The sequence below is a fragment of the Rhodococcus sp. BP-349 genome (genome assembly GCF_019835845.1).
In the GTDB taxonomy this organism is placed as follows: domain Bacteria; phylum Actinomycetota; class Actinomycetes; order Mycobacteriales; family Mycobacteriaceae; genus Rhodococcoides.
The window spans coordinates 434,616-453,365 of record NZ_JABUDR010000001.1 but is presented as its reverse complement, the minus strand read 5'-3'; the positions used below and the strand labels follow the sequence as shown (position 1 = coordinate 453,365).

Below are 18,750 nucleotides of genomic sequence, written 5' to 3'. Positions count from 1 at the left end.
ACATCACTCGGTGCGTCCGAGTCTCGAGACAACCGGGGGGTCGATTCATCGTGAGTTCGACACCCGGCACGACACCCACGGGTAGAGGCCAGCTCACCCGCACCGTCATTCTGCGGGCGGGTATCGCCTTCATCGACGACAACGGTGCTCGCGATCTGACGATGCGCCGGTTGGGCGCGCTTCTCGGCGTCGAGGCGATGGCGCTCTACCACTACTTCGGTGGCAAGGAAGAACTGCTCGACGGCATCGTCGACCAGGTCATCGACGATCTGGGCAGCGACCCGCAGGTGCTGATGAAGGGCGCCTCGAGCTGGCAGGACTACCTACAGCGGCTGGCGCACGGCGTGCGACGGATGGCGCTCGAACACCCCGAGGTGTTCCCGCTCATCGCGACCCGGCCGAACAGCGCGCCGTGGGTGCGGCCCCCACTCCGCAGCGTGCGGTGGCTCGAGAACTTCCTCTCCAGCCTGAAGGAATGGGGATTCGACGACGCGGCCGCGGCTGCCGCCTACCGCTCGTACACGAGTTTCCTGCTCGGACAGCTGTTGCTCGAGGTCTCGGCGCAGGGAGTCTCGATCGGTCCGACGGACCCCAACGATCCCGACGATCCCCGCGCCACCGCTCAGCCCGGAGACGACATCGACCCGACGGAGTTCCCCACCGTGGTGCGGATGAAGGCGGAGCTGGCGCGCGATCTCGGCCTGCCCGAGTTCGAGAAAGCGCTCGAGGCTCTGCTCGACCGACTCGCCGCCACCCTGCCTCAGGTGGACGGGTAGCGCAGCTTGGCTCCCGCCTCGATGATGTCCGCGGCAAGCTTGTGCAGCGGTCGGTTGTTGTTCTGCGACAGCTTCGAGAGCATCTCGAACGCCTGGACCGAATCCACCTCGAACCGCTCCATCAGCATGCCCTTGGCCTGACCGATGATGTCGCGGGACGCGAGACCGGACCGGAACTGCGCTTCCTTCTGCAGACTCTGCACGGCGATGGCCGCGTGCGCCGCGATGGCCGTCGCCACGGTCAGGCTGTCCTCGTCGAACGCCGCGGTCGACGACGAGTACAGCGTGAGCACTCCCAGTGTGCGCTCGTGCATCGCCAGCGGTACGGCGGCCAGCGCACGGACACCGACGGCGTCGGCCGCCTCCGCCAGACCGGGCCAACGATGCACCGGACCGGCGACGACGGCAGCGAGGTCGACGTCCGCCTCGGAGGACCGATGCAGGAGATCGACGGTCGGTCCGTCCCCCGGTCGCCTCTGCACCCGGTCGAATGCGGCCGCGATGTCGCTGCTCGTGCGGCTGGGCTCCACAGGCCCCGACACCTCGGCCGCGAGCCGCACCGACGCGTGATCCGCGGCGTCGATCAGATCGACCGACACCGCGAGGACGTGATCGAGAACCTCGTCGATCGTCCGGACCTGGCGCGACCCGGCGAATTCGCGCGCCAGCTCGGCCAGAGTGCGCACCAGATCGAGGTGCTCGGAGCTCGGCGGCCGACCGTCGTTGCTCATGTGTGGTGCTGATCCCTTCGGTTCTCTCATCATCCGTCGTCACTCGGTCGTCGCAGACCGGACGACAAAAGGCGACACCCACCGGTGCCGACGCCTACTGCTGGACGCCGGGCGGGGTATCGCCTTCCGCGCAACTATAACCGGACAGCCCGACGGCGGTACGGTGGTCTCGCACTCCGCGTACGGGTCGTCGAGTGATGAATCGACGAAGGCGGGAGATGCGGGCATGACCGACAGCGCGGACACCACTGACGAACGACGAGCGTTGGCCCTGTTGGCGGAGGCCCTGACAGATCTGGACAGTGCGCTCGCCGTCTCCCACACGGCCGACGGCGCGCTCGACACGATCTGCGCGCGCGTCGTGACGGCGATTCCCGACGCCGACGCAGCGGGCGTCACGGTGTTCCGCCGCGGCAGGCCGCAGACCGCCGCGAGCACCGAGACGTTCGTCCTCGAGGTGGACCAGGCCCAGTACCGCAGCGAGCAGGGACCGTGCATCGAGTCGGCGTTGACCCACGAGGTGGTGCGTGCCGATCTCGACGACGTGTCCCAGCGCTGGCCCGTGTTCGCGAAGGCGATCGATCACCTCGACGTCGCGAGTTTCCTGTCCGCGCCCGTCACCTCGGGTGGTGCCCACATCGGCGCCCTCAATCTCTACAGCCGCACCGGCCACCGGTTCGATTCCGTCGACGAGTCCGCGATGCGGGTGTTCGTGCAGGCCGCCCAGTCGGCCCTGACCGGCGCGGAGAACTCCGAGCACGCCGCCAGGCAGGTCGAGACCTATGCCGCCGCGATGGAGTCCCGCGCCGCGATCGAGCAGGCCAAGGGCGCCCTGATGCTGGGACTCAACGTGTCGGCCGACAAAGCCTTCGACCTGCTGCTCTGGCGCTCGCAGACCACCAACATCAAGGTACGGACTCTCGCCGAGCAACTGGTCCGCGACATCGGCTCGCTCGGCGATGCACCGGACGCTCTGTCCACCGAACTCGGCAAGCTGCTGATGACAGCGCACACGCGCGTGCCGTCGGGTCAGGTCACTCCGGCCGAGTAGTGCGCCCCGACCGCGTCGACGGGTCTTCGCCTCGGGTCAGCGGCGGCACGTGTTCCACCGCGCCCGCCACCGTCGCGAGCAGTCCGCTGGTGCGCTGCAGCAACTGCACCGTCGACGGCGTGGTCACCCGCCTCGACACCACGTCCAGTGCGTCCCGCGATCTGTCCAGCACCGTGAGCGGCAGCGCGGCGACGACGTTGCCCGGTGGGCGGCGGGCCACCACCGGATGCGGCCTCGTCGGGGCCGTGCGCCGCACCGCAATCCAGGCCACGCCGAGCCGACGGAGCTGCGCGTCGTCCATCGCGCGGCGCAGCATCGGGAACAGCCGGTCCTCCTCGTCGCGCACGTCCTCACGCAGCAGGACGACGATGCGATCGAGCAGCGCGCTGCCCTCGTCGGTGCCGTGGCCCTGCTCCTCGAGCGTGGAGAACAGCTCGTTGATCTCCTGATGCTCGCGCTCGATCTCGAGGGTCAGCGACTCGCCGTCCGGCACCCACTTCCGGATGGCGGGCCACAGCACCGACTCCTCGGCGAACGCGTGCGGGAAGACGAGCCGACAGATGCGGTTCAGCACGTCGGCACGATCTGCGGCCGGCGTCTCGCCGAGCTCGTGGAGCAACTGGTCGAGCTCGATGTGGTCGTCGCGTTGCCGGGTCAACACGCTGGTGCGGCCGCCGAGCTCGGCAACGGAGGCCGTGGCGATGGACGGAAGTTGATCTGTCACAGCTGATCCTTCAGGTCGTCGGCTCAGGTTCGGGGCTCGAGAGACAGCTCGACTCCGTAGGTGTTCAGAGTCGGGGGAAGTGGTCGCGACGGTGCGAGCGCGGGGTTCGTGAGAGCGACCCCGGACCGAGCGAGAATCGACGCCAGCATCGACGACGCGGTGAACAACACGAGATTCTGACCGGGGCACACCACCGGCCCGGCACTGAACGGCACCAGCTGCGGGTACTGCTCCGCTGTGCCGTCGAGCCAGATGTCGGGCGAGAACCGATCGGCGAAGGGCAGCGCGTCCGCGTCCCGGTGGAACCCGGAGGCCAGAATTGCGAACGCCGTACCTGCACGGACCACTCGGGTGCTCGAAGAACTTTCCCACTCCGTGTCGACGGTCGAGTCCCGCAGGATCGCCGGCGTCGTCGGCCACAGCCGAAGCGACTCGAGAATGCACGCCCGCAGGAACGGCAGTGCCTGCGGACGGCCGACGTCACCCGCGCTCGCCTCCTCGACGGCACGTCGCTCGAGGTCGGGGTGCGATGCCAGCAGCGCGAGCGCCCGCAGCGTCGCCATACCGGCCGCGTCGAACGCGAAGAGCCACTGCGGCATCTGACCCACCGGGTCCACCGCACCGCCCACCCGACTGTGCGCGACGACGGCGGCGAGCGAGTTCGGCTCCGCCGCATCGACGTACGAGTACAGGTCCTCGATGAAGCGATCCCGCGCACGTCGTCGCGGCGGTATGAAGTACGACCAGTTGCCGTTCCTGCGCAGGGAGCGCAGACGGTCGGTCACCGTCTCGTCGTCGCGCGCGGACGCACCCAGCACCACCCGGCGCACCACCCGCCACCACAGCTGCAGGAACTCGTCCGCCGACACCGAGCGCGGCGCTCCCGCACCGGGACCGGACAGCGCTCCCGCACCGGGACCGGACAGCGCTCCCGCACGGGGACCGGACAGCAGAGTGTCGACCTCCTCGTCCACCACGGCCACGAACGCCGACGCGAGATGGTGCAGCGGCTGAGGGGTGTCCAGGACCTGCTCGTTGAACGCACGTCGCTCGTCGCGCACCCGGCCACGGGAGATGAGCACACCGTGCGGCTGGAACGGTCCCAGCGCGCCGATCTTCTCCCGGTTCGCCGCCGTGAAGTCCTCCGGGGAGTCGACGAGGATGCGCCGGACATCGGCAGGGTCGAGCACGACGGCGATGGTGCGACCGGGCAGAGCCAAGTGCACGGGCGCGGAGCCGTACCGGAGTCGCAGCTCCCGCATCGCGGCCAGCGTGGCCGCATCGGCGTCGACCTTCTCGGCCAACGCCATGGCCGCCGGACGACGAAGGATCACCCCCGAGGTGATCGAGGGTCCCATCAGCCGCGCCGCGTAGGCGAGAGCCCGTGGGCCGGTGACGGCCGGCGCGACGGCGGGGCGGTCGTCGGTCGAGGTGTCGCTCATGGACGTGCGGTACCCCGGCAGGGGGCCGTGAAACGGACCGGTCAGCTCAGGGCATCGATCACCGCACGTGCCCGATCCGCGAGTGAGGCGCGTGAGCGGCGGGCGTCGGTGACGAGCAGATCTGTCGCGGGGCCGATCCCGAGGCCGTGGGTCTCGGCGAGCACGCCGATGGCCTGATCGATCACGGCGGCGTCCTCGAGGACCTGCTGTCGCCGCGTCGCCTCGACCGACAGGCGCACGTCGCCCTCGGTGTCGACACTGACGGCGAGTGCCGCCAGATCCGCGACGGCCTGCACGAATGCCGCGGCGTGACCCGGCGCCCGCCACGGGCTCGACGTGTGGACCACGACGGCGCCGATGACCCGATTCGCGATCCGAGCCGGGTAGGCGCGCATGCCGCCGATGCCGACCGCCCGAGCACTGCGGGCGTAGTCCTGCCAGCGTCCCGAGGCATTCTCGAGATCGTCGAGGAGGACAGCCGCTCCGGTGCGCATGCACATCGCCACCGGACCGCCCACCGACAGTGACCGATCGAGCATCCCCGTCGACGCCGCCGCCACCAGGTCGAGGTCCGTCGACCCGGACCCGTCGAAGACCACCGACACCGCGGCGGCCCGCAGAGCCTCGCGAGTACGGGTGGCGAGGAGGTGGAGAAGGTAGGGGGCATCGACCCCGGCGGCCAGATGGCCCGTCAGCTCCGCGAGGACGACGACCGGGGACGGAACGTCGGTGTCCCCGACGGGGCCGGTGCCGGGCGGATCGAAAGTGGGCGGGAAAGTCACGACGGCTGTCCTTTCGTCGTCGAGTCCGACGCGGTGTCGTCGGTGGAGAAGCGCACTCTGCGCTCGACCACGTCACGGGCGATGTCGTCGACGGGGCGTCGAGCCGAGTACGCGGCGGCCCGCAACCGGGCGAGCGCCTCGGTCGGGGAGACGCGCATCTGCACCGTGATCATGCCGACGGCGAGGTTGACGTACGGCCGGGTGCGGTGATCGTCGAGCACCGAGTCCTCGGACATGTCGACGATCGACTGCCCCGAGCCGAACCCCGGTGCGAAGGCTTCCAGCAGGCTGACCGCCGCAGCATCCGCCGTGAGTTGAGCCACCGCCGCGTACTCGTCACTCAGTGGACCAACGGTCGCTCGGTACAGCTCGAGCACGCCGAACACGGTGGCGCCACCGCGCAGCGGGAATGCGAACAGCGCTGCCGCGCCCCCGTCCGACGCGTCGGCGGCGAACCCGGGCCAGTGCTCCTCGGCCTCGTTGTCGAGATCGGTGACGAACACCGTGCGGCCGCGGTGAAAGGCATCGACGCAGGGTCCCTGACCGGTGGTGAACTGGAGCTCGTCGAGGTATTGCGACACCGCGTCGGTGGCGTAGACCAGCTCGCGCGTGGTGCCGCTCATGACGGTGATGGCGGCGCCGTCCACCTCGACCAACTGCACGACACTGCGGCACAGATCGGCGATGTCGGTGATGGACAACGGTCCGTGCGCGTCGTCGTCACCACCCGATCGCGTCGTCATGACCTGCACTCACTCCTCGTCGATCGACGTCCACACCGTTGTCCGGCGACGCGGAGAATGCCCCGTGTGCCGCGAGTCAACCGTAGCGACAAGTCTGGACTCCGCGGGCGACCGGCGTAGAGTTTTCCCGCACCGTTGCACTCGTGAACGAGCCAACAGGCGAACGGACGATCGACCGAGAAACACGGAGACCATGACGAGCGATCGAGAGCCGCCGTTGCACGAACGCATTCGTGCGGCCGGGGACGAGCTCGTCCTGCTCGAACGCCTGGGGGCCGTGGTCACCGAGCGCATCCGGTCGTCCCTCGACGCCCGTGCCGCGATCGATCTCGCCGTCGGGGCACTCATGGTAAGACACGGATGCGAGGCACCCGTCGCGATCGCGAGACTGGCATCGACGGCGTCGTCGCGATCCGTCACGATGCCCGAGATCGCTGCCGAGGTGCTCGCGGCCATCCGGTGATAGGTCGACTCAGTACGCGCCGTCGCTACCGACGACGGCCTTGAGAGTCTTCAGCACGATCAGCAGATCACCCGTCATGGACCAGTTCTCGACGTAGCTCAGGTCGAGTCGCACCGATTCCTCCCAGGACAGGTCGGAACGACCACTCACCTGCCAGAGCCCGGTGAGGCCGGGCTTGACCAACAGCCGGCGGCGCACGTCACCGTCGTAGGTCTCCACCTCGCGGCGCAGCGGCGGCCGTGGGCCCACGATCGACATCTCCCGGCGCAGCACGTTGAAGAACTGCGGGAGCTCGTCGATGCTCAGCCGCCTCATCACACGGCCGACCGCGGTGACACGCGGGTCCTCGCGCATCTTGAACAGCACACCGCCCTCGCTGTCGTTGCGGGCCAACAGCTCCGACACCCGTGCGTCCGCGTCCTGCACCATCGAGCGGAACTTGATCATCTGGAACGGAGTGCCGTCGAGGCCCATGCGCTCGGACCGGTAGAAGACCGACCCCTTGCTGGTGGTCTTGACCAGAACCGCGGCGACGAGGAACAGCGGGGCCACGGCGACGAGGGCCAGCACGGCGAACACCATGTCGAAGGCCGTCTTACCGAAGCGGCTCGCGCCGTTGTACTGCGGTTTCTCGACGTGGATGAGAGGCAGGCCGGCGACCGGTCGCATGTGCAGGCGCGGGCCGGCGACGTCGACGACACCCGGCGCCACGACCAGATCCACGTTCTTCTTCTCGAGGTCCCACACCATGCGGCGGATGCCCTCGTGACCGATGTGGTCCGTCGCAGTGACGGCGACGGTGTCCGCGCCCGTGTTCTCGATGGCGTCGAGGACGTCGTTCTCGTTGCCGAGGACGGGGATCTCGAGACCGTCGACGGACAGCTGATCCTCGGTGACCGACTGGGTACGCGGCAGGCACACGCCGACCACGGCGTAGCCGGCACTCCCGTCACGATTGAACGACCGTGCCATGGAGAGGGCCGAGCTGTGACTGCCCACGATGATGACCGAGGTCTGATAGTCGCCGCGGCGACGTCCACGAGCGACGTGCCTGCGGAACAGCCACCGCGTGAAGAGGAGACCGAGGAGCCCGACCGGCAGCGCGATGGCCAGGTAGCCGCGCGCCAGTTCGAAGCGGAAGAGCAACGAGATGATGGCGACGAGCCCGAAGAGTCGGAAGGTGGCGGACAGCAGGCGCCGGTACTCCTCGGCTCCTCCGCCGAGCACGCGCGGCGACCGCGTGCGGAAGATCGCGAGGAACGTGATCCAGGTCAGGGCCAGGGCGACCGAGACCACTGTGTAGTCGAACGCCGCACGGGGCGCCTCGAGGTCCGGCCGACCGAAACGCACCACCTGTGCGCAGGCGACTGCGGCGACGACGACGAGGACGTCGGTCACCCGGAGCCGGTCCATGTACGCCCGCTCCCAGTCACGCCGCGAGGTCGCCCGACGCAGCCGTCGCGCCCGCAGAGGTGCGACGTCGCCGCGCTCGGCCGACTCGCTCTCCGCCGGGCTGGGAGCAGACACGTGAACCTCGTTCCGTTCGAGCTGAACTGTTCGCCCGAAGTCGAGGCGGCAGGCAAAAGCATATTGCTTTGCGGCAATGCCCGCTCAGGTGAACACAGTGCCGTGAATCACACCGTGAGTTCACACGAAATGTAGTCGAACGAATGACGACGTTGCATCACGTCAATTGCTTGCGCCCACTGACGAAGAACACGATCCGCGACGCGACGTCGATCGTTTGATCTGCGTAGCGCTCGAAATAACGGCCCAGCAGCGCGATGTCCACGGCATTCATCACGTCCTGCGCCTCGTCGTCACGGGAGACCGAGTCGACGACCGTCGTCTTCAAGTTATCGACCCGGTCGTTCTGCGAACTGAGACGATCGATACGCCCGAGGTCACTCGTGCGCAAGGCGTCGACAATTCGACCGGACATGTCGAGACACAATTCGCTCATCTCTCGGAAATGCGAGAGGAGATGATCGGGAACAATAGGTTCGGGGAAACGGCGGCGCGCCGCTTCGGCAATATGGACGGCAAGTCCGACCATTCGTGAGAGGTCACTGCTGATGCGAACCGCGGAGAAGACCCGCCGAAGATCCGCCGCGACGGGAGCCTGCAACGCCAGCACGGTGACGGCCTGATCCTCGCACCGAGCTCCGAGTTCACCGAGCGCCTCGCCGCGAGCGATGACGGACTCCGCGGCCAGGAGGTCGCCGTCGAGCAGAGCCCTGCTGGCGTCCCGCATGGCGGTCTCCGCGGCCTGTGCGAGGGCGCACAGGTCGTCGTTCAATCCCTCGAGCTGAGCTGTGTACGCGTTGCGCATGGTGTCCCCGATTCTGGCCGTCCCGTCGCAGCGTCCCGAAGGACGCGACTGTGGGGAGTACCCACGAGTTCGCGCTCTAACCGAGAAGAGAGCGAACGTCGCGCGCGGGTACCGCACGAGAGTAGAGAAATCCTTGAACGCGAGTGCACCCAGTATGACGGGCGGACATGACCTGGCGGTCACTTTCGATTCCCTCGACCACCAGGGCGCGTCCCGTGTCGGCAGCGAATCCGGCCAGTGCGCGGATCAACGAGTCGCCGGCAGCCGTACCCAACGTACGGGCGATTCCCGCGTCGATCTTGAAACCGTCGACCGGGAAGTCGACGAGGCGCTCGAGCGACGAGAAGCCGATGCCGATGTCGTCGAGCAGCACCCTGAATCCGGCGGCCTGCAGGGCGCTGACGAAGTCGTGGGCTCGCGCCGGACGGGCGTGCGACACCGTCTCGGTCAGTTCGAAGACCACCCGCGTCGCCGGTACCGCGGACGCGGCGACGATGTCGATCAGATGGTGTACAGCGTCGGGTGCCGCGAGGTGCCGTGCGGACAGGTTGACGTGGAGGTCCAGCTCGGGAGACACGGACATCCATCGTTCGAAGTCGACCAGCGCGCCGACGAGAACCGCATGGTCCACGTCGATCTCGAGGTCGCTGCCCTCGATGGTGGGCAGGAAGTCGGCCGGACCTACCATCGACGGCGGCGTCACGCCGTCGCCCGGACGCGTCCACCGGGCAAGAGCCTCCACCGCGGTGACAGCACCCGATGCCACGTCCACTATCGGCTGGTAGAACGGCGTGATCTCACCTCGATCGATCGCCGCCGCGACGGCGCGGATGCACCCGGGACTCTTCGTGCGACCGTGACCACGCAACGCCTCGAGATGGGTCTCGACCACTCGGCCGAACTCGGTGAGGGTGCTGACCGTGTACTCGTTCGCAGGATGCGGCTCGGTGTCCAGCACGCAGAGAGTGCCGATGATCAGGCCCTCGCGTCCGCGGAGCGGTACTCCGACGTAGGACCCGAGAGACAGAGCGTGGAGGGCTCGAGCGGTGGCGGCGAGCACCGGCTCGTTCGAGAACCGGTCGAGTCGGGAGTCCGAGACCGCGACAGGTTCCGCCGACGTGACCACGTGCTGACAGGCGGTGTCGGAGCGCGGCAACGTGTGTGGGAAGGGGCCTCCGTGCTGAGCTCGGGTGTACTGGACGTCCTCGTCGAGGATGTTGAGCTGAGCGCCGGAGAATCCCAGGGTGGTGGCCGCGAGCGTCGCGAGAGTCTGCAGCGTGGAGTCCGTGGCCGAGAAGTCGACATAGTGCCGAGCCGACTCACTCTGGCGCCGGAGTGCGCTCCTCTGCATGACGTGTCCGTTCGTTGAGGCCACCTCTGAATGGTTCCAGCGTGGCGTGTCCCGACACCGTGACCCCCCGGATCTTCAGTGATTCGTACCTGTCCGAGGCCCGTATCGGTCGCGGGCCGGAAAAGGTTTCACCCAATCCTCTGTCGAGTCATCGTACAAGCCGTCAAACAGGCACGACGCCGGGTACGGAGGTGCAGCCGTAGTATCACCGAATGACAGCGGAGAGGCCCCTGACGGGGTCGGACTGGAACGCGCGCGAGCGGCACGAGACAGAGACGGAACGACTCGATCGCAACTGGTCGAACCTGCTGCAGGAGCTGCGCGTGGTGCAGACGGGTATCCAGCTTCTCACCGGCTTCCTCCTGACCCTCCCGTTCCAGGCTCGGTTCCCCGAACTGCAGACCTACGAGCAGGCCGTCTACCTCGTGACTCTCGGAGCGTCGGTCACCGCCACCATCCTGCTGGTCGCACCGGTGGCGCTGCACAGGATCCTGTTCCGTCGGCGGGCGCTACGACAGCTCGTCGATCACGCCAACCGATTCGCTCTCGCAGGCTTCGTCCTGCTCGGCGTCGCCATGTCCGGTGTACCGCTGCTCATCTTCGACCTCGTGGTGGGGCCCACCGCGGGCATCGTCGCGTGCGCGGTGGCGGCGACTCTGTTCGTCACGGTCTGCCTCGTCCTTCCCGTGTCGCTGCGCCGCCGGCTCGGTCCGGTGGACGATCGGTCCGTTTCGGGCGAGTGATCTCGACCATGGATGTGCAGAATGTCCGCGCAGTGGGTACAGAGCTTCCATGATCACCGACGTCGCCGACGACCACCCGGTCACCGACCGTGCCGACGTGACCGGCGACCTGGTGATGCACGACATCCCTGCGGAACCGCGGGCGCTGACCGGAGTACGCACGGCCGTGCTGGCGTGGCTCCGCCGGTGCGGCCTCGACGAGGACTTGTGCCAGGACATCACACTGGCCACGTACGAGGCGTTGGCCAACAGCGTGGAGCACGCCTACGAACGCTCCGCAGACACCGTCGTCCGTACGGTCGGCCTCGAAGCGCGCACTCCGCGCGCCGGCGAGGTGATCATCGACGTGACCGACCGGGGATCCTGGGTGGACAACGGCAACGACCCGCGCCGCGGCAGGGGCCTTCCCCTCATTCACGCACTCGCGCACGAGGCGTCGGTGGACTCGTCCGCCGACGGCACGATCGTCCGGATGCGGTGGGACGCGGCCTGACGGTCAGACCAGTGCGTGCCTGGATCGCGTCGACAGCACTGGCGACGGCACCGATTGCGTCGGCACGAGCGGCAACGGCGCACTGAAGGGCGACTCGGACCGCCGCGCAGCGAGAAGTGCGGCACCCGTCGCGGCGATCGATTGCGGATCCTGGGGCATCACCAGGGCAGAGCCCCACTCGCGGGCGAACACACCGCGCAGCAGCGGAAGATTCGCCGGCCCCCCGGCCAGCACCACGGCATCGACCCGGTGCGCACCCCTGCGCACCACATCACTGACCCACTCGGCCGCCTCGGTGACGTAGTCCAGCATCAGCCGGTCCACCGTCGTCCGCCAGACGTTGACGGTGCCACCGACGAACGGGCCGCCGACCCGCACGACACGGTGCAGGGCGATCATCTCCATCGCCCATTCAACACCCTCGGTCAACAGCTGAGAATCGTGGGGAGAGAGTGGTTCCGCGGTACCGTACGCGGCCAGGAGATGCTCGCGCACGCTGTCGGCGAAGGCGCTGCCCCGGTAACGATCGGTCCAGGTCGCGTCCTTGACGAAGCCCGTGGCCACGTCGACCACGGACACCGACGTACCGGTCTTCCCCATGTCGACGACGGCGATCGTCGAACCGGACTCGACAAGGCCGCGCATCCTGAGATACATCAGCTGAGCGCCGAGTTCCGAAGCGAGGCGGACACATCCGCCGGTGTGGACCGACAGGGAAATGGTTCCCACACGTGACCGTGGCTCGTCCGGCACGACGAGCACGGCGGCGTCGCGATCCGCGCCGTGGCGCGCGCAGACCGAATCGACCACGTCCACAGCAGCTTCGAGTCGATCACTCCCTCGCACCACAGCGACGGTCTCGGTTCCGAGGAGCGCACGACCCATGGGATCCATCACCGCGGCTCGTATCGCCGACGCCCCGAGTGAGATTCCTACCACTGCTCGCATACCCGCCCCGTTCCTGGTGTTCCGTGCCGAAGCCTAGGCGCTCGAACAGGGAAAAGGTCGGTTCTCGGTGGCTATTGGTAAAGTTTGGTTGGTTTCACTAGGAGTCGAGGCGTCACTCGTCGGACGCGGTTCCGGACTCGCCCGACGGGGCAGAGTCGGAGCCGGGCGAGTCGGTCGGCGTGTCCTGGCCCGCGGGCTGCTCACCCGTCGACGTACCACCTGTCGGCTCGGGTGGCTCCTCGGAGCCCGAGTTCGAGCCCCCCGAGCCGGCTGCACCACCGGCGGAGTCGCCGCCCCCGGACCCACCGGCGGTGACACCACCGCTCGTGGACCCACCCCCTGTCGAACCCCCGCCCGCGGCCCCACCGCTCGTCGAACCCGAACCCGCCGAACCCGAACCCGAACCCGTCGAGCCGGCACGAGTGGCACCGCCGCTCGTCGACCTGCCGACAGTCGGCGCGGAGGACGACGTTCCCGGTAGGGGGGTCGCGGCGTCGGGCACCGACACGGCGCCGTTCTGCCGAGTGACCCCGGGTCGGACACCGGTGAGGGCGTCCGCGGCCGGGGTGTCGCCGCTCACGGGTGCCGGGACAGCCGTGGAACTCGATCCCGCGGGCGCCGCCGGATTGGGTGCGATGCCGTCGCCCGACTCTGCGGCCGACGTGGACAGTGGTTCAGCAACGCCGGCGGGCTCGGGCACCCGCGATCCCGTCGCTGCCCACACCGCGAACGATGCTGCCAGAACCACAGCCGCCACTCCCGCGCCCACCACCGCGAATCCCCGGCGCCTCTCGCGTGTCGACGTGTCGACCGGCTCGGGTAGCACCACCGGAATCGGACCGGTGGTCGCGTCACCGGCGTCGAGATCGGCCCACAGCGCGACGGCGACGGCCGGTTCCAGGCTCGGATCGATGTCGACCGCATCGACGATGACCACGTCCCGCACGTGACCGTCGGCCAGCGCGGACTCGACGGGCTCGCGCAACGCGGGTGAGTCGAGGACGACGGCAGCGTCGGTGACGAGCAGGTCTGCGCGCGAGGCTCGGAGTCTCATGACGCCGATCGCGGTCACGACCGCCTCCGCCACCTCGGCGGGTGACCCTGTGTGCATCGGCGTGGTGCGCTCGTCGACAGGTCCGAGGCGAGGCAGTTCGATGTCGACGAGGACCGCCGTCACCTCGTCACTCGTCGCCGAGATTCCCAGCACGATGTGCATGTGTCGTCGTCCGCCAATCGTTCTCGATGGTCGTAATTCTGCTCGGTCCGGCAGGGTCGGCTCGCTAGGACGTCGTGGTGCGCGAGGTCGAGCCGGCCGTGGTGGTCGCAGGAACCGTCGTGGTGGGTACCGCTGACGTCGACGGAGCCGGCGACGGAGCCGGAGCCGGACGCGTCGTCGTCGCGTCGTCGTTCGGGTTCGGCCGCCGCGTCGTGGAGGGCACCTGCGTCTCCTTCGGCTCGTCCTGCGCCGCGGTGGAGGGTGCGGGGACGAGCGTCGGGCGTGGGGAGATCGAGGTCGACGGGGTGACTGTCGACGGCGACACGACGGTGGTGCCCGTGGTCGTGGTCGTGGACGGCCCGGGCGTGACAGTCGACGACGACTCCGAGGCGGAGGACGGCGCTGCGTCGACGGAAGGTGCCGCAGCGGGCACCGTGGTCGCGGTGGGAGTGGCGTCGACCGACGACGTGACGACGACGCGATCCGTCGCCTGCACGTTCTCGATCTCCGACCTGCCCGACGCTCCGGCGGCGGCACCGAGCGTGACTGCGGCGACCAGGGCCGTCGTTCCGACGACGACACCGGCACGGGACCGACGTCGCCGTGTGGAGCGGGCACGTCGAGGCGCACCGGTGGCGGTGCGCGGAGTGCGAAGCGGCGGCCGAGCAGTCCCCGGTTCCGGCGCCACCTCGGGATCCGGAGTATGAGCCGGCTCCGCCGCTGGGGTGTGAGCCGGCTCCGCCACCGTGGTGAAGGCGGCCGTGACCTCGTCGTCGGCCGGAGGTGCGACGACGACGGGCAGCGGCGCGGCGCCCACGGAGGCAGGCACGACGGTGGACAGATGCGCGGCACCCATTGCCGCGAAGAACTGCGGCCAGCGAGGTGTGATGACGGGGACCGCGACGCGGGCCGCGATGTCGCGCCGCACCGACGGGATGTGCGCGCCGCCGCCGACCAGGAGCACGGCATCGGCTCCGCGGGCCACGGCGTCGTCCACGAGGTCGACGAGCGTCGCGGTGGAATCGGCGATGAGAAGTTCGACATCGGTGCGACGCAGGCGGACCGAGTCGGTGACGAACGGCCCCGACAGATCGACGGCACGCTCGTCGGACAGCATCTCCTTGGCCGCGAGACTGTCTCGCGCCAGGGTGCGCACGGCGGCGGGACTCATCTTCTCCGCGGCCCCGAAGGTGGTGGACAGGTGGTCTGCGACCGCGGCGTCGATCGCGTCACCGGACAACTCCGAGATCCCGACGCTCGAGAACAGGTCACCCGTCTGCGTGTCGAGAACGTGCACACGCGTGCCGACGCGGCCGAGATCGACGATCGCGAGGGTGCGGGCATCGTCGACGCAGCCCTCCATCCGCGCAGCGGCCAGAAGCGCGTCGCACTCCGCGACCAGTCGGACGCCACCGGGACCGTAGGTGTTCTCGGGGTCTCCCCCCACGGCGATCACCGGCGCCTCCGGACCCGCACACAGATCGGCGGCCATCTCGATCGCTGCCGCGGCGGCAGCGAACAGGGGGCGGTCGGATCCGGTGGCGAGCGAGCGTACCTCGACGACCCGGCCCTCCGGGTCCATCACGACTCCGCGCACGCAGCCGGTGCTCATGGAGACACCGAACGTTTCCGTCTCGGTTCGCATCATGGATCACCACCATCGACTGTCGGAGTATCAGACAGACCGATAGTAGAGCGTCAAACCGGGCATAGCAACGTATACGAGGCCGAAAACCGACCGCAGGTCTACTGGAGAAAGTTCAAATAAGCCTTGGACGGGGTCGGGCCACGTTGTCCCTGATACTTGGATCCCAGCGCTGAGCTGCCATAAGGATTGATCGCGGGACTGGAGAGACGGAACAAGCAGAGCTGCCCGATCTTCATGCCCGGCCACAACGTGATGGGAAGATTGGCGACATTCGACAGCTCCAGCGTGATGTGTCCACTGAAGCCTGGATCGATGAATCCCGCCGTCGAGTGTGTGAGAAGTCCCAGCCGGCCCAGGCTCGACTTGCCCTCCAAGCGCCCTGCGAGATCGTTCGGCAACGTCGTCAATTCGAGCGTCGACCCGAGAACGAACTCGCCCGGATGCAGAACGAACGGCTCACCCTCGGCGGGCTCCACCAACGTGGTCAGCTCGTCCTGCTGCAGCTTCGGGTCGATGTGGGTGTAGCGCGAGTTGTCGAACACCCGGAACAACCCGTCCAGGCGCACGTCCACACTCGACGGCTGCACCATCGCCTCGTCGAACGGTTCGATGCCGAGCGTTCCGGCATCCACCTCGGCCTTGATGTCGCGATCGGAGAGCAGCACGCACAGAGACTATCGACCGAGCGCGCCGAGACCACCCGGGCGCCCTGCTAATCTTCATGGGCAGCACCACAGGCCGATGTAGTTCAATGGCAGAACATCAGCTTCCCAAGCTGAATACGCGGGTTCGATTCCCGTCATCGGCTCCACCGAACGCCCTGGTCGACGCAGCATGGACCGGGCGTTCGTCGTCGGTGCAGGCCGCCTCTCACCCACACCCACACCCTTGACTGCACGACTGCACGACGGCCGAAGCCCCCTCGCCGGGCGGGCGAAGGGGCTTCGGATCATCGAGACCCGACCGGAGTCAGGACCCGAAAGCGGAGAGCGGGATGCACGTGAAGCCGAGGTCGAGACAGTTCGGCTGCTCGGGCTCGGGCTGAGGAGTGATGCCGTCGTCGTAGGTGATGGTGACGGTGTAGCCGCCGGAGTTGTCCGCGAAGCTCTCGGCACCCGCTGCGTCGTTGTACGCGAACCGGACAGGACCCGTCCCGGTCACGACCGTCGGACCGGCGCCCGCGACAGTGGGGGCCCCGTCGCCCACCTTGACCACGAGGGTGCCGATCTCTGCGTTCGGTATCGGGCATTCGGCGCCGCAGAGTCCGTAGTTGCCGTTCGGGTAGGTCACGGCACCCTCGGTGACAGCGAACATCGCAGTTCCTGTCGCGGTGACGGTGGCGGTTCCCGTCGCGGTGGCGACCACGCCGGAATCCTGGTAACCCTCCACCGCTGCATCGAGGTCGAAACTGGTTGTCGTCACTGCTGCCGATGCAGTCGATGCGCCGAAGAGCGCCGCGCCGAGAGCGAGCGGAATGGACGCAGCATAGAAAGCGGGCTTGGTGAATGTTCGAGAGGTCATCGATGGCCTTCCGTCGCGCGCCGCGTGGTCGTACCCGACTGCACCCCCGCATGCCGGTCTTCGCGAACGGCGCAAATTGATTGTACAACAACAGCTTTGGTGATTCAGGGTCAAAACAAACAATCATTCGATCGAATGACCGGCGATGGGCGACAGGGCATTCGAGTCCATTCACGGATGACGAAGGTTCGGGGCCCGCACCCATGGACTGCGAGCCACGTGTGCGAGCCGCGACTGCGAGACCGATGACCGGGTCAGCTGCCGAAGAATCCGCCACTCGACGGCGCTGCGGGTCCGGGCACGCCCGGTGCACCGAAGTTCCCGACCACGACCGGACCGGCGAAGTCGACGTCACCGGCGGTGGAGTCGTTGTAGCAGTACACGATCACGTGATAGATGCCGGAGACCAATCCGGTGTACGACGCCCCGTACGGCGTTTCCCGGTAACTGGTGTCCCCTGCGCCGTACAGGGTCGAGACGCCTCGAACAGACGACTTGCAGGACTCCGCATCAGGGCCCGAGGGTACGTCGACAGTGATCGACGACTCGCCGACAATCAGGGTTCCGGCGCTGTCACCTATCGATGTCACCACATCCGCGGCCACCGCGGGCCCCGCCACAGCGAGGGTCGACGGAACGACAGCGGCCGAAGCCAGCACTGCACGAAGGACTGCTCTGCGCACGCGAATCTCCCCGGGATCGTGGCCCCGACGCCGGGAGTGTCCCGACAGCCGCGGTCAGCCGATCATGCAACTGCAATTTTTTTGTATACCCTCACGAGATACTGGCGCCTTTCGACATGACGGACCACAGTCGCGCTGGGGGTCGATGGTGGGACCCCAGACGCCGGCACTGTGTCCAGCGCCACGGGTCGGTCCTGGCCAGGCTGGGTACACCTCCGCGCACACCCCCTTCTCCCCCGGAAACGAGCACCTCCATGACCGAACGCGTCGTCTCCGCACGCCTCGATGTCGACATCACGGCCGCCAGCACCCTGGAGTTCCAGATCGCCGTGGCGCCGCACCCCGGCGCGCAGGTCGCCGAGACCCTCTCGTTCGTTCTGGACGGGAAGACGGTCGAAGCCCGCGAGGTCAGCGGAGCCCACGGCAACCGGATCCACGTTCTCGATGCGCCGGTGGGCAACCTGCAGGTCTACTACGACGCGACCGTCACCGGGAACGCGGAACCGTCCCCCGTCACGGATCTCGATCGCTCCGTCTACCTTCGCCCGAGCCGGTACGCGGAGGCCGACAAGTTCTTCGGCTTCGCCGCCACCGAGTTCGGCAGCGAGTCGGACGACGCGGTGCTGCTCTCCGAGGTCTCCGACTGGGTCGGTCGGCGCCTGCACTACGTACCGGGCAGCAGCGATCCCATCGACGGCGCGGCGGACACGCTGCTCGCCGGCGCCGGCGTGTGCCGCGACTACGCGCACCTCGTCGTCGCGATGCTGCGCGCGCTGAACGTTCCGGCTCGTCTCGTCGCCGTGTACGCACCCGGGTGCGACCCGATGGACTTCCACGCCGTCGCGGAGGCCCTGGTGAACGACACCTGGCACGTCGTCGATGCAACGTGCCTCGCACCCCGGTCGACGCTGGTCAGGATCGCGACCGGACGCGATGCGGCCGACACCGCCTTCCTCGACAACCACAAGGGTTCGATCACGCTGAACAGCTCCACGGTCACGGCCGTGGCGACCGACGGCCTGCCCAAGGACGACATCCACGAGTTGGTCTCCCTCACCTGATCCGGCGCATGCGTCGGTCGCATCCTGCGTCGCCGGGTTACT

The 18,750-nt window shown here is 68.2% G+C and carries 20 protein-coding genes and 1 tRNA gene; 7 read left to right on the top strand and 14 right to left on the bottom strand.

The features are described 5' to 3' along the window. The first annotated feature begins 50 nt into the window (after positions 1 to 50). Complete coding sequence (locus HQ325_RS02200; protein ID WP_308014221.1) at positions 51 to 776, top strand: TetR/AcrR family transcriptional regulator; 726 nt, start codon at positions 51 to 53, stop codon at positions 774 to 776. Here HQ325_RS02200 and HQ325_RS02195 read toward each other — a convergent pair. Beyond that, entirely contained in the window at positions 761 to 1,507 is a 747-nt protein-coding gene (locus tag HQ325_RS02195; protein WP_222626516.1) for a GAF and ANTAR domain-containing protein, read from the bottom strand. The two genes, HQ325_RS02200 and HQ325_RS02195, sit on opposite strands and share 16 nt — an antisense overlap. 226 nt (positions 1,508 to 1,733) lie before the next feature. On the opposite strand from HQ325_RS02195, the gene HQ325_RS02190 reads away from it, so the two are divergent. After that, a complete protein-coding gene (locus HQ325_RS02190) occupies positions 1,734 to 2,558 on the top strand; it encodes a GAF and ANTAR domain-containing protein (RefSeq protein ID WP_222626515.1) in 825 nt (274 codons plus the stop codon). Here HQ325_RS02190 and HQ325_RS02185 read toward each other — a convergent pair. From HQ325_RS02185 to HQ325_RS02170, 4 genes are read right to left on the bottom strand one after another with little or no spacing between them, the layout of a single operon-like run. After that, positions 2,542 to 3,282, bottom strand: a complete 741-nt coding sequence (locus HQ325_RS02185) for a hemerythrin domain-containing protein (protein WP_222626514.1) — start codon at positions 3,280 to 3,282, stop codon at positions 2,542 to 2,544. The two genes, HQ325_RS02190 and HQ325_RS02185, sit on opposite strands and share 17 nt — an antisense overlap. A gap of 23 nt (positions 3,283 to 3,305) precedes the next feature. Beyond that, positions 3,306 to 4,724, bottom strand: a complete 1,419-nt coding sequence (locus HQ325_RS02180; protein ID WP_222626513.1) for a cytochrome P450 — start codon at positions 4,722 to 4,724, stop codon at positions 3,306 to 3,308. 41 nt (positions 4,725 to 4,765) lie between these two features. Further along, entirely contained in the window at positions 4,766 to 5,506 is a 741-nt protein-coding gene (locus HQ325_RS02175; RefSeq protein ID WP_222626512.1) for an ANTAR domain-containing protein, read from the bottom strand. Continuing rightward, entirely contained in the window at positions 5,503 to 6,249 is a 747-nt protein-coding gene (locus tag HQ325_RS02170; protein ID WP_222626511.1) for a GAF domain-containing protein, read from the bottom strand. Before HQ325_RS02170 ends, HQ325_RS02175 begins: the two co-directional genes overlap by 4 nt. A gap of 193 nt (positions 6,250 to 6,442) precedes the next feature. On the opposite strand from HQ325_RS02170, the gene HQ325_RS02165 reads away from it, so the two are divergent. Next, positions 6,443 to 6,712, top strand: coding sequence for an ANTAR domain-containing protein (locus HQ325_RS02165; protein WP_222626510.1), 270 nt, complete (start codon positions 6,443 to 6,445; stop codon positions 6,710 to 6,712). Positions 6,713 to 6,721: 9 nt separating this feature from the next. Here the strand turns inward: HQ325_RS02165 and HQ325_RS02160 are convergent, their stop codons facing one another. The 3 genes from HQ325_RS02160 to HQ325_RS02150 form a co-directional block, all read right to left on the bottom strand. Next, complete coding sequence (locus HQ325_RS02160; RefSeq protein WP_222628797.1) at positions 6,722 to 8,125, bottom strand: sugar transferase; 1,404 nt, start codon at positions 8,123 to 8,125, stop codon at positions 6,722 to 6,724. Positions 8,126 to 8,396: 271 nt separating this feature from the next. After that, entirely contained in the window at positions 8,397 to 9,044 is a 648-nt protein-coding gene (locus tag HQ325_RS02155) for a PhoU domain-containing protein (RefSeq protein WP_222626509.1), read from the bottom strand. Between the two features lie 76 nt (positions 9,045 to 9,120). Next, complete coding sequence (locus HQ325_RS02150; protein ID WP_222626508.1) at positions 9,121 to 10,395, bottom strand: EAL domain-containing protein; 1,275 nt, start codon at positions 10,393 to 10,395, stop codon at positions 9,121 to 9,123. Positions 10,396 to 10,607: 212 nt separating this feature from the next. Between HQ325_RS02150 and HQ325_RS02145 the strand changes: the two genes are divergently transcribed. Both HQ325_RS02145 and HQ325_RS02140 read left to right on the top strand, forming a co-directional pair. Next, on the top strand, positions 10,608 to 11,138 hold the full coding sequence (locus tag HQ325_RS02145) for a DUF6328 family protein (protein WP_222626507.1): 531 nt from the start codon (positions 10,608 to 10,610) through the stop codon (positions 11,136 to 11,138). Between the two features lie 49 nt (positions 11,139 to 11,187). Continuing rightward, positions 11,188 to 11,631 (top strand): ATP-binding protein, encoded by a 444-nt coding sequence (locus HQ325_RS02140; RefSeq protein WP_222626506.1) that lies wholly within the window; start codon positions 11,188 to 11,190, stop codon positions 11,629 to 11,631. 3 nt (positions 11,632 to 11,634) lie between these two features. On the opposite strand, the gene HQ325_RS02135 is transcribed toward HQ325_RS02140, so the two are convergent. The 4 genes from HQ325_RS02135 to dcd form a co-directional block, all read right to left on the bottom strand. Beyond that, positions 11,635 to 12,579: an Hsp70 family protein gene (locus tag HQ325_RS02135; protein ID WP_222626505.1), complete on the bottom strand. Its 945-nt coding sequence runs from the start codon at positions 12,577 to 12,579 to the stop codon at positions 11,635 to 11,637. Between the two features lie 112 nt (positions 12,580 to 12,691). Further along, positions 12,692 to 13,795, bottom strand: a complete 1,104-nt coding sequence (locus HQ325_RS02130) for a hypothetical protein (RefSeq protein ID WP_222626504.1) — start codon at positions 13,793 to 13,795, stop codon at positions 12,692 to 12,694. Between the two features lie 64 nt (positions 13,796 to 13,859). Then, the gene (locus HQ325_RS02125; RefSeq protein ID WP_222626503.1) at positions 13,860 to 15,443 is read right to left on the bottom strand and encodes an Hsp70 family protein; all 1,584 of its coding nucleotides are present in this window, start codon (positions 15,441 to 15,443) and stop codon (positions 13,860 to 13,862) included. A gap of 98 nt (positions 15,444 to 15,541) precedes the next feature. Beyond that, positions 15,542 to 16,108 (bottom strand): dCTP deaminase, encoded by a 567-nt coding sequence (gene dcd, locus HQ325_RS02120; RefSeq protein ID WP_027506388.1) that lies wholly within the window; start codon positions 16,106 to 16,108, stop codon positions 15,542 to 15,544. Positions 16,109 to 16,180: 72 nt separating this feature from the next. On the opposite strand from dcd, the gene HQ325_RS02115 reads away from it, so the two are divergent. Continuing rightward, positions 16,181 to 16,254 (top strand) — tRNA-Gly (locus HQ325_RS02115). 158 nt (positions 16,255 to 16,412) lie between these two features. Here the strand turns inward: HQ325_RS02115 and HQ325_RS02110 are convergent. Together HQ325_RS02110 and HQ325_RS02105 are read right to left on the bottom strand one after the other, a co-directional pair. After that, entirely contained in the window at positions 16,413 to 16,964 is a 552-nt protein-coding gene (locus HQ325_RS02110) for a hypothetical protein (protein WP_222626502.1), read from the bottom strand. Positions 16,965 to 17,218: 254 nt separating this feature from the next. Beyond that, positions 17,219 to 17,647, bottom strand: a complete 429-nt coding sequence (locus tag HQ325_RS02105; RefSeq protein WP_222626501.1) for a hypothetical protein — start codon at positions 17,645 to 17,647, stop codon at positions 17,219 to 17,221. Positions 17,648 to 17,901: 254 nt separating this feature from the next. Between HQ325_RS02105 and HQ325_RS02100 the strand changes: the two genes are divergently transcribed. After that, positions 17,902 to 18,708 (top strand): transglutaminase family protein, encoded by an 807-nt coding sequence (locus HQ325_RS02100; protein ID WP_222626500.1) that lies wholly within the window; start codon positions 17,902 to 17,904, stop codon positions 18,706 to 18,708. Positions 18,709 to 18,750: the final 42 nt, after the last annotated feature.

What these genes read in the sequence shown, in the direction of transcription:
- HQ325_RS02100 (WP_222626500.1), top strand. Translation starts at nt 17,902, where the DNA reads ATGACCGAACGCGTCGTCTCCGCACGCCTCGATGTCGACATCACGGCC.
- HQ325_RS02125 (WP_222626503.1), bottom strand. Translation starts at nt 15,443, where the DNA reads ATGATGCGAACCGAGACGGAAACGTTCGGTGTCTCCATGAGCACCGGC.
- HQ325_RS02135 (WP_222626505.1), bottom strand. Translation starts at nt 12,579, where the DNA reads ATGCGAGCAGTGGTAGGAATCTCACTCGGGGCGTCGGCGATACGAGCC.
- HQ325_RS02140 (WP_222626506.1), top strand. Translation starts at nt 11,188, where the DNA reads ATGATCACCGACGTCGCCGACGACCACCCGGTCACCGACCGTGCCGAC.
- HQ325_RS02190 (WP_222626515.1), top strand. Translation starts at nt 1,734, where the DNA reads ATGACCGACAGCGCGGACACCACTGACGAACGACGAGCGTTGGCCCTG.
- HQ325_RS02165 (WP_222626510.1), top strand. Translation starts at nt 6,443, where the DNA reads ATGACGAGCGATCGAGAGCCGCCGTTGCACGAACGCATTCGTGCGGCC.
- HQ325_RS02145 (WP_222626507.1), top strand. Translation starts at nt 10,608, where the DNA reads ATGACAGCGGAGAGGCCCCTGACGGGGTCGGACTGGAACGCGCGCGAG.
- HQ325_RS02180 (WP_222626513.1), bottom strand. Translation starts at nt 4,724, where the DNA reads ATGAGCGACACCTCGACCGACGACCGCCCCGCCGTCGCGCCGGCCGTC.
- HQ325_RS02170 (WP_222626511.1), bottom strand. Translation starts at nt 6,249, where the DNA reads ATGACGACGCGATCGGGTGGTGACGACGACGCGCACGGACCGTTGTCC.
- HQ325_RS02110 (WP_222626502.1), bottom strand. Translation starts at nt 16,964, where the DNA reads ATGACCTCTCGAACATTCACCAAGCCCGCTTTCTATGCTGCGTCCATT.
- HQ325_RS02195 (WP_222626516.1), bottom strand. Translation starts at nt 1,507, where the DNA reads ATGAGCAACGACGGTCGGCCGCCGAGCTCCGAGCACCTCGATCTGGTG.
- HQ325_RS02150 (WP_222626508.1), bottom strand. Translation starts at nt 10,395, where the DNA reads ATGCAGAGGAGCGCACTCCGGCGCCAGAGTGAGTCGGCTCGGCACTAT.
- HQ325_RS02155 (WP_222626509.1), bottom strand. Translation starts at nt 9,044, where the DNA reads ATGCGCAACGCGTACACAGCTCAGCTCGAGGGATTGAACGACGACCTG.
- HQ325_RS02130 (WP_222626504.1), bottom strand. Translation starts at nt 13,795, where the DNA reads ATGCACATCGTGCTGGGAATCTCGGCGACGAGTGACGAGGTGACGGCG.
- HQ325_RS02160 (WP_222628797.1), bottom strand. Translation starts at nt 8,125, where the DNA reads ATGGACCGGCTCCGGGTGACCGACGTCCTCGTCGTCGTCGCCGCAGTC.